Annotated in this window: 15 protein-coding genes and 1 pseudogene; 4 read left to right on the plus strand and 12 right to left on the minus strand. The window is 66.5% G+C overall.

All coding sequences use genetic code 11. The features are described from left to right. The 6 genes from A9X05_RS20820 to A9X05_RS20845 all read right to left on the minus strand — a co-directional run. Nucleotides 1–1,542 (minus strand): NAD(P)/FAD-dependent oxidoreductase (locus A9X05_RS20820; RefSeq protein WP_067756577.1); only part of this gene is annotated, 1,542 nt, incomplete at its 3' end. A gap of 97 nt (nucleotides 1,543–1,639) precedes the next feature. Further along, on the minus strand, nucleotides 1,640–2,383 hold the full coding sequence (locus A9X05_RS20825) for a TetR/AcrR family transcriptional regulator (RefSeq protein WP_156670148.1): 744 nt from the start codon (nucleotides 2,381–2,383) through the stop codon (nucleotides 1,640–1,642). 79 nt (nucleotides 2,384–2,462) lie between these two features. Next, complete coding sequence (nrdE, locus tag A9X05_RS20830) at nucleotides 2,463–4,628, minus strand: class 1b ribonucleoside-diphosphate reductase subunit alpha (protein WP_067756580.1); 2,166 nt, start codon at nucleotides 4,626–4,628, stop codon at nucleotides 2,463–2,465. Continuing rightward, complete coding sequence (nrdI, locus tag A9X05_RS20835) at nucleotides 4,598–5,077, minus strand: class Ib ribonucleoside-diphosphate reductase assembly flavoprotein NrdI (protein WP_067756583.1); 480 nt, start codon at nucleotides 5,075–5,077, stop codon at nucleotides 4,598–4,600. The genes nrdE and nrdI overlap by 31 nt, the downstream gene beginning before the upstream one ends. 52 nt (nucleotides 5,078–5,129) lie before the next feature. Continuing rightward, nucleotides 5,130–5,369: a redoxin NrdH gene (locus A9X05_RS20840; RefSeq protein ID WP_067274703.1), complete on the minus strand. Its 240-nt coding sequence runs from the start codon at nucleotides 5,367–5,369 to the stop codon at nucleotides 5,130–5,132. A gap of 527 nt (nucleotides 5,370–5,896) precedes the next feature. Continuing rightward, the gene (locus A9X05_RS20845) at nucleotides 5,897–6,475 is read right to left on the minus strand and encodes an NAD(P)H-dependent oxidoreductase (protein ID WP_067783857.1); all 579 of its coding nucleotides are present in this window, start codon (nucleotides 6,473–6,475) and stop codon (nucleotides 5,897–5,899) included. Between the two features lie 73 nt (nucleotides 6,476–6,548). On the opposite strand from A9X05_RS20845, the gene A9X05_RS20850 reads away from it, so the two are divergent. Beyond that, a complete protein-coding gene (locus A9X05_RS20850; protein ID WP_067783859.1) occupies nucleotides 6,549–7,163 on the plus strand; it encodes a TetR/AcrR family transcriptional regulator in 615 nt (204 codons plus the stop codon). 4 nt (nucleotides 7,164–7,167) lie between these two features. Then, the gene (locus tag A9X05_RS20855; protein ID WP_067783861.1) at nucleotides 7,168–8,214 is read left to right on the plus strand and encodes a DNA polymerase IV; all 1,047 of its coding nucleotides are present in this window, start codon (nucleotides 7,168–7,170) and stop codon (nucleotides 8,212–8,214) included. Here A9X05_RS20855 and A9X05_RS20860 read toward each other — a convergent pair. Next, nucleotides 8,149–9,072 carry an SDR family oxidoreductase gene (locus tag A9X05_RS20860; protein WP_067783863.1) on the minus strand — a complete coding sequence of 308 codons (924 nt, stop codon included), beginning with the start codon at nucleotides 9,070–9,072 and terminating at the stop codon, nucleotides 8,149–8,151. The two genes, A9X05_RS20855 and A9X05_RS20860, sit on opposite strands and share 66 nt — an antisense overlap. A 27-nt stretch (nucleotides 9,073–9,099) precedes the next feature. Then, nucleotides 9,100–9,735: a TetR/AcrR family transcriptional regulator gene (locus A9X05_RS20865; RefSeq protein ID WP_067756598.1), complete on the minus strand. Its 636-nt coding sequence runs from the start codon at nucleotides 9,733–9,735 to the stop codon at nucleotides 9,100–9,102. Between the two features lie 116 nt (nucleotides 9,736–9,851). On the opposite strand from A9X05_RS20865, the gene A9X05_RS20870 reads away from it, so the two are divergent. Further along, on the plus strand, nucleotides 9,852–11,333 hold the full coding sequence (locus A9X05_RS20870) for a cytochrome P450 (protein ID WP_067783865.1): 1,482 nt from the start codon (nucleotides 9,852–9,854) through the stop codon (nucleotides 11,331–11,333). A gap of 3 nt (nucleotides 11,334–11,336) precedes the next feature. Here the strand turns inward: A9X05_RS20870 and A9X05_RS20875 are convergent, their stop codons facing one another. After that, on the minus strand, nucleotides 11,337–11,831 hold the full coding sequence (locus tag A9X05_RS20875; protein ID WP_067756605.1) for an alpha-isopropylmalate synthase regulatory domain-containing protein: 495 nt from the start codon (nucleotides 11,829–11,831) through the stop codon (nucleotides 11,337–11,339). A gap of 315 nt (nucleotides 11,832–12,146) precedes the next feature. On the opposite strand from A9X05_RS20875, the gene A9X05_RS30005 reads away from it, so the two are divergent. Beyond that, entirely contained in the window at nucleotides 12,147–12,335 is a 189-nt protein-coding gene (locus A9X05_RS30005) for a hypothetical protein (protein ID WP_082950395.1), read from the plus strand. 48 nt (nucleotides 12,336–12,383) lie between these two features. Here A9X05_RS30005 and A9X05_RS20880 read toward each other — a convergent pair whose 3' ends face one another. The 3 genes and pseudogenes from A9X05_RS20880 to A9X05_RS20890 form a co-directional block, all read right to left on the minus strand. Then, nucleotides 12,384–13,373 carry a sensor histidine kinase gene (locus tag A9X05_RS20880; RefSeq protein ID WP_067783867.1) on the minus strand — a complete coding sequence of 330 codons (990 nt, stop codon included), beginning with the start codon at nucleotides 13,371–13,373 and terminating at the stop codon, nucleotides 12,384–12,386. A gap of 108 nt (nucleotides 13,374–13,481) precedes the next feature. After that, complete coding sequence (locus A9X05_RS20885; RefSeq protein ID WP_067783869.1) at nucleotides 13,482–14,912, minus strand: FadR/GntR family transcriptional regulator; 1,431 nt, start codon at nucleotides 14,910–14,912, stop codon at nucleotides 13,482–13,484. A gap of 33 nt (nucleotides 14,913–14,945) precedes the next feature. After that, nucleotides 14,946–15,180: pseudogene (locus tag A9X05_RS20890) on the minus strand (hypothetical protein); the annotation flags it as partial.

Below are 15,180 nucleotides of genomic sequence, written 5' to 3' on the forward strand. Positions count from 1 at the left end.
GCCCTGTGCGGCCGCCGCGACGCGCTTGGCGCCCGACCCGTTGCCGAAGAACTCGTACTCCTCGGGCTTGACCGAGCGCGTCTCCCGCCAGTACTCCCAGGTGTAGCCGCCCCACAGCACTGTGTTCTTGCCGTGCTCGTCGAGGTACCAGCTGGCGCAGCCACCGCTGTTCCACACCGACGGTCCCAGCCGGCGCTGCAACTCGTCGTTGAAGGCGTCCTGGGCGGCGCGCGTGGGCGCGAGTGCCTGCACGCCCAGCTTGTCGCAGGTCTTGATCGCGCTGGCGACGTAGCGGATCTGGGACTCGATCATGAACACCACCGAGTTGTGCCCCAGGCCGGTGTTCGGTCCCAGCAGGAAGAACAGGTTGGGCATGTCGGCGACGGTGATGCCGCGGTGGGCGGCGATGCCCTCCCGGTTCCAGCGGTCCACCAGGTCCTCACCGTTGTGGCCCTTGATCTGCACGTAGGTGTAGGAGTCGGTGACGTGGAACCCGGTGCCGTAGACGATCACGTCGACGTCGCGCTCCGTGCCGTCGGCGGTGACGATCCCGGTGGGCGTGATCCGCGCGATGTGGTCGGTGATGAGCTCGGTCTTCGGGTCGGCGACCGCGCGATAGTACGTGGAGGAGTTCAGGATTCGCTTACAACCGATGCGATAGTGCGGGGTCAGTTTGCGGCGCAGTTCGCGGTCCTTGACCGACCGGCGGATGTTGTATTTGACGTAGGCCTCGATGAACTTCAGCGCGTTGGGACGCTTGGTCATGCCGATCGCCAGCGCCTCCTGGCCCCAGTAGATCGCGAGACGCGTCATTGCCCGCAGGCCGGGGACGTTCGCCATGGCCCGGCGCAGCGCCACCGGAATCTCGGGGTTGGAGCGCGGCACCACCCACGGCGGGGTGCGTTGGTAGAGCTGAAGTTCGGCGACCTGCCCGACGATCTCCGGCACGATCTGGATCGCGCTGGCGCCGGTGCCGATCATCGCCACCCGCTTACCGGTCAGGTCGACGCTGTGATCCCACTCCGCGGAATGGAAAGCGGGACCGCGGAATTCGTCGCGCCCCTCGATGTCGGGCAGGGACGGGATGTGCAGCGCGCCCGCGCCCGAGATCAGGAACTGCCCGACGAATTCGCGGCCGTCCTCGGTGAAGACGTGCCAGCGTTGCTCGTCGTCGTCCCAGTGCGCCCGATCGACAAGCGAATTGAACTCGATGTAGCGGCGCAGGCCGTATTTCTCGGTGACGCCCTTGAGGTAGTCCCAGATCTCGGGCTGGTAGGAGAACGGGTTGCGCCAGTCGGGCTTGGGCTCGAACGAGAACGAGTACAGGTGCGAGGGGATGTCGCAGGCGCACCCGGGGTAGCTGTTGTCGCGCCAGGTGCCGCCGACGTCGCCGAACTTTTCCAGAATGACGAAGTCCACACCCTGCTGCTGCAGCCGGATCGCCATTCCCAGGCCGGAGAACCCGGTCCCGATGATGATGGCGCGGGTGTGCACGGGCTGGTGTGCGGATGTCGGTTCGGCGTGTGTCACAACGTCGGTCACGGTGGATCGATCTCCCTGCTAGAAATACCCGGTACCCAGGGTATCGAATGGCACGAGTGTCGACGATCGCTGCGGCGATGTCAACGTGCTTAGGACCTCAGCTGGCCGCGGGGTTGCTGGGCACCACGCTGTGCACCGGCTGATCCGGGTTCATCGCGATGCCGAGCACCTCCGCGGTGCCGACGATGACCCCGACCATGATCGTCGTCAGGTGCGCGACGAACTGGTCGCGCGGCATGCGCCGCGCGCTTTGCGGGTCGGGGCCCAGCCACCATTCGGTGGCCGAGGCGGCCGAGCCGAAGGCCGCGTGCGCGGCCAGCTCGAACGCCGCATGGTCGAGTTCCATTTCGCGCAGCTCGTTGTCGAAGAGATCCGCCATCGCCAGCGTGATGCCGCGGCCCTCGTTGAGGGTCTGCGGGCTGGCGGCCGAGCGGCCCTGGATGAAGACCCGCAGCACGTTGGGGTGCAGATCGACGAGGTTGACGTACTCGTCGACCGCGCGCCGGATCACCTCACGCGCCGAGTCGGTTTTCAGGTCGATGGCCGGGAAGATCGCCGCCCAGAGCATGTCGCGCAGCCGTTCCCCGATGGCCTGGAACAGGTCGGACTTGTCGTGGAAATGACGGTAGATCTTCGGCTTGGCCGTGCCGGCCTCCTCGGCGATCTCCCGCACGCTCAGCTCGGGGCCCAGGCGGTCGATGGCGCGAAAGGCCGCATCCACGATCTCGCCGCGCACCTTCTTGCGGTGTTCGCGCCAACGCTCGCTGCGCGCGTCGACCTTCGCCCCGGGCGGCTTGACGCTGGGGTGGGGTGGTCGGGAGGGTCGAGGCATTCTCACCACGTCATGCACCATACCCCCCGGGCCGGCCGTCGAGCCCCTGACCTGGGCAGACCAGGCGGCCGGAGCCCCGACCCGGCGGTCAGAGCATGCAGGACACGCAGCCCTCGACCTCGGTTCCCTCCAAGGCCATCTGCCGCAGCCGGATGTAGTAGAGCGTCTTGATTCCCTTGCGCCAGGCGTAGATCTGCGCCTTGTTCACGTCGCGGGTGGTGGCGGTGTCCTTGAAGAACAGCGTCAGGCTCAGCCCCTGGTCGACGTGCTGGGTGGCGGCGGCGTAGGTGTCGATGACCTTCTCGTAGCCGATCTCGTAGGCGTCCTGGAAGTACTCCAGGTTGTCGTTGGTCATGTAGGGCGCCGGGTAATAGACGCGGCCGATCTTGCCTTCCTTGCGGATCTCCACCTTGCTGGCGATCGGGTGGATCGAGCTGGTCGAGTGGTTGATGTAGGAGATCGACCCTGTCGGCGGGACGGCCTGCAGGTTCTGGTTGTAGATGCCGTGCGCCTGCACCGACTCCTTCAGCCGCTTCCAGTCGTCCTGGGTGGGGATGCGAATGTCCGCGTCGGCGAACAGCTGACGCACCTTGTCGGTCTGCGGCTCCCACACCTGCTCGGTGTACTTGTCGAAGAACTCGCCCGAGGCGTACTTCGACCGCTCGAAACCGCCGAACGCCGTGCCCCGTTCGATGGCGATGCGGTTCGACGCCCGCAGCGCGTGGTAGAGCACCGTGTAGAAGTAGATGTTGGTGAAGTCGATGCCTTCCTCGGAGCCGTAGAAGATCCGCTCCCGGGCGAGGTAGCCGTGCAGGTTCATCTGCCCCAGCCCGATCGCGTGAGACTCGTTGTTGCCCTGCTCGATCGACGGCACCGACGTGATGTGCGTCTGGTCGCTCACCGCGGTCAGCGCTCGGATCGCCACCTCGATCGTCTGCGCGAAGTCCGGCGAATCCATCGCCTTGGCGATGTTCAGCGAGCCGAGGTTGCACGAAATGTCTTTGCCCACCTTGGAATACGACAGATCGTCGTTGAACTCAGACGGCGTGGACACCTGCAGGATCTCCGAGCACAGGTTCGAGTGGGTGATCTTGCCCTCGATCGGGTTGGCCCGGTTCACCGTGTCCTCGAACATGATGTAGGGGTAACCGGACTCGAACTGCAGCTCGGCCAGCGTCTGGAAGAATTCCCGCGCCTTGATCTTCGTCTTGCGGATGCGCGCGTCGTCGACCATCTCGTAGTACTTCTCGGTCACCGAGATGTCGGCAAACGGCACGCCGTAGACCCGCTCGACGTCGTACGGCGAGAACAGGTACATGTCCTCGTTCTTCTTGGCCAGCTCGAAGGTGATGTCGGGGATCACCACGCCGAGGCTGAGCGTCTTGATCCGGATCTTCTCGTCGGCGTTCTCCCGCTTGGTGTCCAGGAAACGGTAGATGTCGGGGTGATGCGCATGCAGGTACACCGCGCCGGCGCCCTGGCGCGCACCCAGCTGATTGGCGTAGGAGAACGAGTCCTCGAGCAACTTCATGATCGGGATGACGCCCGAGGACTGGTTCTCGATGTTCTTGATCGGCGCGCCGTGCTCGCGAATGTTGGTCAGCAGCAACGCAACCCCGCCGCCACGCTTGGACAGCTGCAGCGCGGAGTTGATCGATCGCCCGATCGACTCCATGTTGTCCTCGATGCGCAGCAGAAAGCAGCTCACCGGCTCGCCGCGCTGCTTCTTGCCCGAGTTCAAAAACGTCGGGGTGGCCGGCTGAAACCGGCCGTCGATGATCTCGTCCACCAGCTTCTCGGCCAGGGCCGTGTCACCGGCCGCAAGGGTGAGCGAGACCATGACGACGCGGTCCTCGAAGCGCTCCAGGTAGCGCTTCCCGTCGAACGTCTTCAGCGTGTAGGAGGTGTAGTACTTGAACGCGCCCAGGAACGTCGGGAAGCGGAACTTCTTGGCGTAGGCGCGGTCCAGCAGCGACTTGACGAAGTTGCGCGAGTACTGGTCGAGAACCTCACGCTCGTAATAGTTCTCGCGGATCAGGTAGTCGATCTTCTCGTCCTGATTGTGGAAGAAGACGGTGTTCTGGTTGACGTGCTGCAAGAAGTACTCGCGCGCGGCCAACACGTCCTTGTCGAACTGAATCTTGCCGTCCGCGTCGTACAGATTCAGCATCGCGTTCAGCGCGTGGTAGTCCGTCTCACCGGGCAACGCGTGCGCGCCGGACGTTACAGGCTCTGCAGTGACGGTTGGTGGCACGTCTGTTCCTTCCAGAATTCTTCCAAGCCCGCGCGGACGGCTTCCACGTCGTCCGGGGTTCCCATCAGTTCGAAGCGGTAGAGGTACGGAACGCCGCATTTGCGGGAGATCACGTTGCCCGCATAGGCGAATTCGGCACCGAAGTTGTTGTTGCCCGCGGCGATGACACCGCGGATCAACGACCGGTTCTGCTCGTTGTTCAGGAATGCGATGACCTGCTTGGGGACATAGCCACCGGCATTGAGGTCCGGGGTGGCCCGGCCGCCGCCGTAGGTGGGCAGGATCAGCACGTACGGCTCGTCGACCTCGATGCGCCCATGCAGCGGTATCCGTGTGGCGGGAACACCCAGCTTCTCCACGAAGCGATGGGTGTTCTCCGACACCGAGGAGAAATAGACCAGTGGCGATCGCAAGCGCGGCGCACCCGGGCGAAGCGGGTCGCCACTCATCCAGCCTGGGTTGCGCGAGTGCACCGCAACCTCCTTCTTACCTAACGTCCGGCTAAGCGCTGAGAGCCGATTCCGCGAGCGCCTTGATGCGGTCCGGCCGGAAGCCCGACCAGTGGTCGTTGCCCGCCACCACCACGGGGGCCTGCAGATAACCCAATGCCATCACGTAGTCACGCGCCTCGTTGTCGAGCGTGATGTCGACCTTCTCGTAGCCGACGCCCTGCTTGTCCAGGGCCTTGAACGTGGCGCTGCACTGCACGCATGCCGGCTTGGTGTACACGGTGATGCTCATGGAAGCCGCTCCTTTGCGGAAGGTGGGACTTGTAACGGACTGGCAACTACTCGGGTACTGCAACAAACGCTGTCTTTGCTGTGTTTCAGCGGCCCGTCAAGCCCCCACGTTCCCGTCCTGCGGCCGTCGGGGTCGAATGACCTGTGTGCCGATTTCGGGTGGTGAACCAGGGCCCGGTCGGCCTGGTGAACCTGGGATCTGCCGGTGCTCGAAACACTACACCTAGTGGCTGACAAGATGTCGAGATACAACATGTTCGGAATAACAATTCTGAAATTCGCTGGTCGTAAGGCTTCCGCGGCGGACACGCCCGGCGTGTCGCAGGTCACAATCTTCCTCGAAGCCGCGCATGCGAATCGTTGTATCACCGACCACCGACAAGCCCCGTCAACGCGCACCGATGCCGCCCCGGGCCAGGCCGTCCGGGCGACCACTAGCAAAGCCGCCAGCGAGGGCTGGCGGCTTCGGCTATCCGATTGCGGCAACCCTGCTGGTCGCCCGGCGATCGGCTTGTTGACTTCTGCCAATCAGGCGACTTCGGCGGCCAGCTTCCCTAGGGCATCGCGCACGTTGTCCGAGAGCTCGCCGTGCTCCGCGGGGGCCTTGCCCTCGAGCGTTTTGAACGGCACCGAGAGCTTGATCGACTCGACCACGCGGGCGCCGGCGATGCCGAACGACTTACGGGTTTCGTCGTGGGCCCATACGCCGCCGTACTGGCCGAAGGACCCCCCGATGACCGCCAGCGGCTTGCCCTTCAGCGCGCCGTTGCCGAACGGGCGGGACAGCCAGTCGATCGCGTTCTTGATGACGGCCGGGATGCTGCCGTTGTATTCCGGCGTGACCACCAGGGCGGCGTCGGCGTCGGCCGCCGCGGTGCGCAGCGCGGCCACCGGGGCCAGCGGCGGCGCGTCGGTGTTCATCGCGTCGTCGATCTCCTCGTTGTAGAACGGCAGCTCCGCCAGCCCTTCGAACACCGTCACGCTGACGCCTTCGGGGGCGATGTCGGCCGCCAGTTCGGCGATCTGACGATTGATCGACGCCGTGCGCAGGCTCCCCACTAACGCCAAGACCTTGATGTTGTCTGCCACCGTTCTGTGTCCCTTCATTCGTTGGTCTCCATCCTCGCACACACAACCGGACTACAGTCCGGTTCTATTCCCGCCGCGTTAAAGTACAGGGATGAGCAGTGTCGAGCGGTTGGGCGAACTGCCCGTCTACCAACTCCAGGCAGCCCAGCCGGAGCGGGGCGACGCGGCACGCAACCGCGCCCTCCTGTTGGACGCGGCCCGCAGGCTGATCGCCGAACGCGGCGCGGACGCGGTCACCATGGACGACGTCGCGGCCGCCGCCGGCGTCGGCAAGGGCACGTTGTTTCGCCGGTTCGGCAGCCGCGCCGGCCTGATGATGGTGCTGCTCGACGAGGACGAGCGAGCCAGCCAGCAGGCCTTCCTGTTCGGCCCGCCTCCCCTGGGACCCGACGCCCCGCCGATCGACCGACTGGTGGCGTTCGGCCGGGAGCGCATCGGATTCGCGCACGCCCATCGCGAACTGCTGTCGGAGGCCCACCGCGATCCGCAAACTCGCTACAGCGCGCCCGTCCTCGTGCACCACACCCACATCCGGGTGTTGCTCGAGGCGGCACACTCCACCGGCGACCTCGACGCTCAGACCGATGCCCTGCTGGCCCTCCTCCACGTGAACTATGTCGAGCACCAGCTCGACGAGCGCGGCCACACCCTGGAGACGTTGGGCGACGCATGGGAAAGCGTGGCGCGCAAGCTTTGTGGGCGATAGCGGAATGACCGCGCCGCCGGCACCGCTCTGGGTCCTGCACGTCGACCTCGATCAGTTTCTGGCGTCGGTCGAGTTGCGCCGCCATCCCGAGCTGGTCGGGCTGCCGGTCATCGTCGGCGGCAGCGGCGACCCGACCGAACCGCGCAAGGTGGTCACCTGCGCCTCCTATGAGGCCCGGGAATTCGGCGTCCGCGCCGGCATGCCGTTGCGTACGGCCGCGCGCCGCTGCCCCGAGGCGACGTTCCTGCCGTCGGATGCCGCCGCCTACGACGCGGCCTCCGAACAGGTGATGGGGTTGCTGCGCGACCTGGGACACCCGGTCGAGGTGTGGGGTTGGGACGAGGCGTACGTCGGGGTGGCGGGGGCCGACCCGATCGGGGTCGCCGAAGATATCCGGACCGTCATCGCGTCGGAAACCGGGCTGTCGTGTTCGGTGGGGATCAGCGACAACAAGCAGCGCGCCAAGGTCGCGACCGGCTTCGCCAAACCGGCGGGCATCTTCACGCTCACCGACGCGAACTGGATGACCGTGATGGCGGACCGTCCGGTCGACGCCTTGTGGGGCGTGGGCCCGAAGACGACGAAAAAGCTTGCGGCGCTGGGGATAACGACGGTCTGGGAGCTCGCACACAGCGATGCCGAGTTGTTGACGTCCGCGTTCGGCCCACGCACCGGACTGTGGCTGCTCCTGCTGGCCAAGGGCGGCGGTGACGCGCAAGTCAGCGCCGAGCCGTGGGTCCCGCGCTCGCGCAGCCACGTCGTCACCTTCCCGCGCGACCTCACCGACCGCTCCGAAATAGATTCTGCCGTAAAGCAATTGGCCGAACAGGCGTTGGCGGACGTCCTCGCCTCCGGCCGCATCGTGACCCGGGTCGCGGTCACCGTGCGAACCGCGACGTTCTACACCCGCACCAAGATCCGCAAGCTGGAAGCACCGACCACCGGTCGCGACACCATCGTGGCGGCGGCGCTGCGCGTGCTGGACCTATTCGAGCTCGACCGCCCGGTTCGGCTGCTCGGGGTGCGCCTCGAACTGGCCATGGGAGACTAGCGGTGCGGGGGCGGGCCGCAGCGCGCGGGTGAACACCACATTGACCTGACGCATGGCCACGCTGTAGGGCCACCAGGCCAGTCGTTTGAACGCGTACAGCGCCCGGATGTCCGGCGACGTATAGATCAGGTAGCGGTTTTTGGCGACGCCCGCCAAGATCTTCGCGGCCGCCTTCTCCGGCGAGACGGCGTGGCCGCTGAAGCGGTTCACCCAGCGCGCGACCTTGGGGTCTTCGCGGTCCACGCCGGCGATCTCGACGGTTTGGACCAGCGGGGTGTTGACCGCGCCCGGCACCACGACCGACACGCCGATGCGGTGCCGGGCCAGGTCGAAGCGCAGCACCTCCGACAGCCCGCGCAGTCCGTATTTGCTTGCGCTGTAAGCGGCATGCCACGGCAGCGCAACCAAACCGGCCGCCGACGACACGTTGACCAGGTGCCCGCCGTTGCGGGCCGCCACCATCGGCGGGACGAACGTCTCGATGACGTGGATCGGACCCATCAGGTTGATCGCGATCATCTTGCTCCACTGATCGTGGCTCAGCCGGTCGACGGTGCCCCAGGCGGAGACTCCGGCGATGTTGAGCACGACGTCCATGCTCGGGTGGTCGCGATGGATGTCGGCGGCGAACGACGCCACCACGTCGTAGTCCGCGATGTCGAGGGCCCGGTGCGCGGGCACTTCCGCGCCCAGGGCGCGCGCGTCGGCCACGGTCTGCTCGAGCCCGTCGCGGTCCCGGTCGGTCAGATAGAGCTCGGCGCCCTCCGCGGCCAGCCGCAACGCGGTGGCACGGCCGATGCCGCTGGCCGCGCCGGTGACCAGACACCGTTTGCCTGCGAAGTACCCCTGCTGCCCCATTGCGGTGACGATACCGGCGGTAGCGCCCTACGGACGCCCGCCCCAGAGCGCGTGCAGCCACAACCGCTCGAGCACGTGCACGCGGCGGTCGAGATCGCTGTCGCGGCCGGCCAGGATCGGATCGCCGGTCAGCATCAGCGCGGTGGTACCGGCCAGGGTGCGGATCAGGGTGGGCAGGTCGTCGCTGATCGGGTGGGCGGTCCCCGCCTTCATCTCGGCCTCCACGATCGCGACGATCTGGCCCAGCACCGCGTCGAACTGCCGATCCATCAGGTTGCGGATCTCGACGTCGGTGTTGCGCGCCTCGTTGCAGGCGGTCATCACCGGGTCGTTGTGCGCGTAGACGGCCGCCGCGCTGCCGACCATGCGTTTGGCGAACTGCTCGGGGGACTCCCCCGGCTCCCGCGGCGCGAAATCCTGGGTGAGTTCTTCGAGTTCCTCGGCGGCCTCGGCCATCAACTGGGCGAGAACGGCGTACTTGGAATCGAAATAGAAGTAGAAGCCGGACCGCGCCACCCCCGCCCGCACACTGATGCTGCTGACCGACAGCTCAGCGAATGGCTTCTCCTGCAGCAGTTCCCGCACCGCCTGCAGGATCGCCTGGCGCTGCTTGTCGCCGCGCCGTTGCCCGCCCGGTTCCGGGGTGGCGGGGTGGCTGCTCATTCCCCGACCTTGCACCACGCCGGGAAAAAAGCAAACTTGACAGCCGTCAAGTTTTTTCCGAAGGTTATTAGACAGTGACGGCTGTCACCTCGGAGGGAACGCGCAAAGGAGCGTCTATGACCGCCACCATCAGCACCCCGCAATACCTGTTGGACCAGGCGCGGCGCCGGTTCACCCCATCGGTCAACAACTTTCCCGGCATGGGCGTCGCGGAGCGCAAGCTGCGCACCGTCCAGTTCCCCGAACACGTGTTGGCCCAGCCGCCGCCGGGCAGCGGGCTCAAACCGGTGGTGGGTGACGCGGGGCTGCCGGTGATCGGGCACCTCATCGAGATGCTGCGCGGCGGCCCGGATTACCTGATGTTCCTGTACCAGACCAAAGGGCCGCTCGTCTTCGGCGACTCTCCCCTCCTGCCGTTCGTCGCGGCGCTGGGCCCCGACGCCGCCCAGGAGCTCTACTCGAACCGCAATAAGGACTACTCCCAGCAGGGCTGGACCCCGGTGATCGGCGCCTTCTTCAAGCGCGGCCTGATGCTGCTTGACTTCGAAGAGCACCTGTTCCACCGGCGAATCATGCAGGAGGCGTTCATCCGCTCCCGGCTCGCCGGTTACGTCGAGCACATGGACAGGGTGGTGTCGCAGGTCACCGCCGACGACTGGGTGATCGACGACCCGCGCTTCCTGCTCTACCCGGCGATGAAGGAGCTCACCCTCGACATCGCGTCGATGGTGTTCATGGGCCACGAGCCCGGCACCGATCGTGAGCTGGTGACCAAGGTGAACAGGGCGTTCACCATGACCGTCCGGGCCGGCAATGCGATCATTCGCAACCCGGTGCCGCCGTTCACGTGGTGGCGCGGAGTCCGGGCCCGACAACTGCTGGAGAACTACTTCGACGAACGAGTCAAGGAGCGCCGCGGCAAGGACGGCAGCGACCTGCTGACCGTGTTGTGCCAGACCGAGGACGAAGACGGCAACCGCTTCTCCGACGAGGACATCGTCAACCACATGATCTTCTTGATGATGGCCGCGCACGACACGTCCACCACCACCGCGACGAACATGGCTTACCAGCTCGCCGCGAATCCGCAGTGGCAGCAGCGCTGCCGCGACGAGTCCGACCGCCTCGGGGATGGACCGCTCGACATCGAATCGCTGGAGAAGCTGGAATCGCTGGATCTGGTGATGAACGAGTCGATCCGGCTGGTGACCCCGGTGCAGTGGGCCATGCGCCGGACGGTGCGCGACACCGAACTGCTGGGCCACTACCTACCGAAGGGCACCAACGTCACCGCGTTTCCGGGGGTGAACCACCTGCTACCCGAGATCTGGACCGACCCGTTGAAGTTCGACCCGGAACGGTTCACCGAGCCGCGCAACGAACACAAGCGGCACCGGTACGCGTGGACTCCGTTCGGCGGCGGCGCGCACAAGTGCATCGGCATGGTTTTCGGCCAGTTGGAGGTCAAGACGATCATGCATCGGCTGCTGCGTCGCTACCGGCTCGAGCTGCCCCGGCCGGGCTACGAGTCGAAGTGGGACTACCGCACCATCCCCATCCCGATGGACGGCATGCCGATCGTGCTGCGCCCCCTGTAGGCCTCAGGCGAGCAGGCGGTTAGCGCAGGCGACCACCGCACGCAGCGCCGACTGCGTCGAATCGTCCGACCAGCCCATCGCCCATTCGGCGCGGGCCCCGTTGCTCCCGCAGACAAACGTGACCGTGCGGCCGCCGGAGCCCAGCTGATGAAACTTGACGATCTCCACCGGGATTCCGTGATCGTGCAGCATCGCGCTCAACGCCGCGATCGGGCCGCTGCCGCCGGCGGTCGAGGTGCTGATGCGGTCACCGACGGCGATCACGGCCCGGAAGTTGCGGGCCTGCGGCCCCGGCCGCCTCTCGGTGTCGGTGCAGGCCCAGCTGCCCAGCCGGACGGGCCCGCCCGCGTGGGCGTAGGTCGCGACGAAATCATCCCAGGACATCGCGCCCGCCTGCTCCCGCAGGCCGCGGGGCAGCGGGGCGCCGAACTCCCGGGCGAACACCGCCGTGGCGGGGGCCGGAGTACTGGATTGAGCGAGCCGCTCGGGAATGGTCATGGTGCCGGTCTTCTTCGGTCGAAAGGAGTGACCGACGGCAGTAGCTTCCGACCCACAGCGGGGGGTCGGTCTGGGTCAGACCCCGCTGCGGGCGCTAGCTACTACGGCTCGATCGAGAAGACGCACGAGCGCAGACTTTAGCCCTACACGGCCCTGACGTGCAAGTTCCGCCTCGGGTCATAACGCGGCGACCCGTCGCGAAATTCTCAAGAAATTTTGGTTTACGTGTGTGCAACAGGGGGTATGAGGCGAGGGCAACAGTCGTTCAACGGCTGTGCAACAACCCCTCGAAGGAATGATGAAAGAAGGCTCATCATGAAGGCAAAGAGCATCAGGAAATCTCTTAAATCAGCCACCGTGGCCGTCGGGTTGGCCGCGGTGTTATTACTCCCGACTGGATGTGCTTCCTCAGCGGCCGGCAGCGGTGGACTGCTCGGCGGCACGGTCGGCGGCGGTAGTGGCGGTATTTTGGGTACGGTCGGCGGGATTGTCGGCGGCCTCTAACTGATTTTCAGGCGGCCCTCGGGAAGCGATTCCCGGGGGCCGCTTGCGTCATCCGGTCGGCCCGGCCGACGGCTCGAACCGCAGATACGCCTGAATGGTCGTACCGCTGGGCGTCGTATGTGTGCGCACCAGGTCCGAGATGGCGTTGACCAGATAAAGTCCCCGGCTGGCGGGACCGCACGGCCCCGGGTCCAGCCGGCCTACGAGCGGATCCTCGAAGCACCCGGTGTCGCGCGCCTCGCAGACCAGGTATCCGTCGTCTCGCCAGAAGGCGAGCTGACAGGCTCCGTCGGTGTACATCAAGCTGTTGCTGGCCAGCTCGGTGGCGACCAGTTGCAGATCTTCGATTCCGTCCTGCGACAAGCCAATCCATCCGGCGTAGTTGACGGCGAAGGACCGTGCGGGACTGAGGTCCGCCGACTTGCTCACCGTGTAGGTGACGGCCCCCGGCTTGGCGGGCAGCGGCCGGTTGCAGCGCTGCAAGGCGGCATCGGGCGCGTAGTCGGCGCTGCGCTGCAGGGCGCCGCCCCGCCACAGCAGAGGGTGTGTCGCCCGCACGTCCGCGAGCAGATCGTCGTCGAGCCGGCTTCCGTCGTAGAGGCACAGCCCGGTCACCTGGTAGCCGTCCATGGCCCCGTTGACCAGCGCCTCGTGCTCCACGCAGGCGACCAACTCTTCCTCGGTGCGGCCGGGCCAGGCGAGTTGACTGACGATGCGCACCCGCCGGTCGGGGTGGTCGTCGACGAAAGACCCCTCCATGGCCATGAATCGGCTCGGGTTGCGCCCCGCCTCGGTGATGTCGAGCAGTTGGAGATCGCCCGGCAGCTCGCCCGGGCCGAGCGCGTCGTGCAGCAAGGCCAACTTGTCGGACGGCACCGCAACCAGTACCGCCTCGTCCATCGCCAACCCGTCGCTGACGAAGCGGGTGACGAAATCCAGGTACTCCTGCTGGGATTGGTAGATGAGTGCGGAGTGGACGAAGCCGAGCTGGCCAATTTCGGTCCCCGTCGTCACTCCAGGACTCTCGCTTTCGATCACTGAATGCCAACCCCCTGCTGGACCGGCCGTTAAGTTCTCCCTCCTCAATACCCGCGGCGGGCCTTCGCTATACCGAGCTGCAGATCACATCTGAGAACTCAGTATTCGCTAAAGCCACCAGGAGGCGGCCGCGTCCAGATGACGGCGGACGCGGTAGCGGGCCAGGCTCTCGTCACCGGCCTCGATCGCGTCGGCAATCCGCTGGTGAGCGTGGTGAACGGCCAGGACGTCCGCCCAGGTCGGCGGCGCCTGGCCTGTGCTGGACCAGTGCCGCCGGAACAACTCGACGATGATGCGCAGAAACAGGTCGAGCAGCGTGTTGCCGGCCAGCTGGGCCAGTCCGACGTGAAACCGAAACTCCTCCGCCGAGGCGTCCGCCACATCGCCGGGCGTTTCCTCGACGTCGGACCGATGCGCGGCCACAAAGGCGGCCACTTCCGGTTCGCCGCACCGCTTGACGACCTTGGCGACGTTGTCGATCTCGATGGCGTCCCGGACGCAACGGAGGTCTTCGCGACTCGGGTCGCGGTACTGCAGGTATAAGGCAATGGTGTCGATGCTGGCCTGCGCCCGGGGCCTGGCGATGACGAGGCCGCCACCGGGCCCGCGGCGCATGTGCGCGATCGAGTGATATTCGAGCAGCCGCACCGCTTCCCGGAGCACCGCGCGGCTCACCCGGTACCGCTCGAGAAGGGCCGTCTCGGTGCCGAAGACGGATCCGACCTGCCAGCCGCTGGCGGCGATGTCGTCGCCGATCGTGGCCGCCAGCATCTCCGCCAGCTTGCCGCGGGGCACCTCGATGTTGAGCGGCCGCGGCTTGCGCCGCCGGCTCGGGGCGCCGGGGTGGTGGTGCTGTAGCCACGCGGTCACGGCCTCGACGTGCCGCTGGCTGAGCGTTTTGGCGCGCGCCGAGTCGCCGGCGGTGACGGCCTCGACGAGCTCGGAGTGGTCGATGTGCATCCGGTCGATCGCCTCGGTGGCCTCGGAGGCCGAGTCGGTCCGCGACTGCAGGGCATACCGGGTGGTGAGGCGAATCAGCACGTTGACAAAGAGTTGCAGGACCGGGTTTTTCGATTGCTCGGCCAACGCGATATGGAACTCGTCCCGCGGCGTGGGGAGCCCGGGCCTCCACTCCTCTTCGCCCCGCAGCACCGCCCGCAACCGGGCGATGCCCGCCTCGTCGATCCGTTCCGCGGCCAGCGAAGCCGCCAGCGGTTCGAGCACAAGGCGCGCGTTGAGCAGGTCGCCCAGGGTGGTGCCGAGGTATTCGAGATAGATCACGACGGCGCGGGTGGCGGGCCCCGCATCGGGCTCGCAGATGATCAGACCGCCACCGGGCCCGCGGCGCATGCGGGCGACCTGATGGTGTTCGACGAGCCGGACGGCCTCGCGCAGGACCGAGCGGCTCACCCCGAAGCGCTCTTGCAACGCGTGCTCGGAACCGAGCGATTCGCCGATGGCCCAACCGCGGCGAACGATCTCCGCCTCGAGGTCCCGCGCGATTCCGGAAGCCAGTTTGTTCGCGAGGCCGGTACTCATATCAAGCCCAACGGCGTTCGGGCGCAGGGGATTTCAGCATGTGAGCAACATGCAGCCGGCGACGGGCCCGCCGCCGACCGACACGACGCCGACGTCCGGGCGACGCGATACCTGCCGCTCCCCCGCTTCCCCGCGCAACTGCAGACAACCCTCGTGCAACGCCCAGTAACCGTGCATGCGCCCCGCCGACAGCTGGCCCGGATGTTCGAGACGCCGGAGGGTGCGGAACGGCCCGCCGTGGGCGCGATGGACGACGTCAACGATCTGG

It is taken from the genome of Mycobacterium sp. E3298 (genome assembly GCF_001666895.1).
In the GTDB taxonomy this organism is placed as follows: domain Bacteria; phylum Actinomycetota; class Actinomycetes; order Mycobacteriales; family Mycobacteriaceae; genus Mycobacterium.

Bases quoted from the DNA above. Each gene is read 5' to 3' on its own strand.
- A9X05_RS20885 (WP_067783869.1), bottom strand. From the start codon at position 14,912: ATGAGTACCGGCCTCGCGAACAAACTGGCTTCCGGAATCGCGCGGGAC.
- A9X05_RS20875 (WP_067756605.1), bottom strand. From the start codon at position 11,831: ATGACCATTCCCGAGCGGCTCGCTCAATCCAGTACTCCGGCCCCCGCC.
- A9X05_RS20850 (WP_067783859.1), top strand. From the start codon at position 6,549: ATGAGCAGTGTCGAGCGGTTGGGCGAACTGCCCGTCTACCAACTCCAG.
- A9X05_RS20855 (WP_067783861.1), top strand. From the start codon at position 7,168: ATGACCGCGCCGCCGGCACCGCTCTGGGTCCTGCACGTCGACCTCGAT.
- A9X05_RS20865 (WP_067756598.1), bottom strand. From the start codon at position 9,735: ATGAGCAGCCACCCCGCCACCCCGGAACCGGGCGGGCAACGGCGCGGC.
- A9X05_RS20860 (WP_067783863.1), bottom strand. From the start codon at position 9,072: ATGGGGCAGCAGGGGTACTTCGCAGGCAAACGGTGTCTGGTCACCGGC.
- A9X05_RS30005 (WP_082950395.1), top strand. From the start codon at position 12,147: ATGAAGGCAAAGAGCATCAGGAAATCTCTTAAATCAGCCACCGTGGCC.
- A9X05_RS20845 (WP_067783857.1), bottom strand. From the start codon at position 6,475: ATGAAGGGACACAGAACGGTGGCAGACAACATCAAGGTCTTGGCGTTA.
- A9X05_RS20870 (WP_067783865.1), top strand. From the start codon at position 9,852: ATGACCGCCACCATCAGCACCCCGCAATACCTGTTGGACCAGGCGCGG.
- A9X05_RS20840 (WP_067274703.1), bottom strand. From the start codon at position 5,369: ATGAGCATCACCGTGTACACCAAGCCGGCATGCGTGCAGTGCAGCGCC.
- nrdI (WP_067756583.1), bottom strand. From the start codon at position 5,077: ATGAGTGGCGACCCGCTTCGCCCGGGTGCGCCGCGCTTGCGATCGCCA.